1 protein-coding gene is annotated in these 238 nt (G+C 68.1%); it reads left to right on the top strand.

Features of this window, described 5'->3' with window-relative positions; translation table 11 throughout:
* The coding region (locus SB719_RS22485) for a cell wall-binding repeat-containing protein (RefSeq protein ID WP_412160084.1) at positions 1-238 on the top strand (238 nt) is incomplete at both ends.

The following is a 238-nucleotide window of genomic DNA, read 5'->3' as shown; positions in this document are numbered from 1 at the left end:
GAACAGCAACCGGGTCATCCTGGCGCACGGGCTGAACTTCCCGGACGCCCTCGGCGCCTCCGCGTGGGCCGGCAAGACCGCGTCGCCGCTGTTCATCACGCTGGGAGGCTGCGTGCCGCAGCGGACGCTGGACGACATCTTCTTCCTCGGAGCGACGAATGTCACACTGGTCGGCGGCCCGGCCGTGCTGAACTCGGATGTCGCGGGGCTGACGAGTTGCGGTGGCTACTCGATCATC

The sequence above is a fragment of the Pantoea sp. SIMBA_079 genome (assembly GCF_046940275.1).
Lineage (GTDB): Bacteria > Pseudomonadota > Gammaproteobacteria > Enterobacterales > Enterobacteriaceae > Pantoea > Pantoea borealis.
The sequence above is the reverse complement of the archived record's forward strand: the minus strand, read 5'-3'. Positions and strand labels throughout refer to the sequence as shown.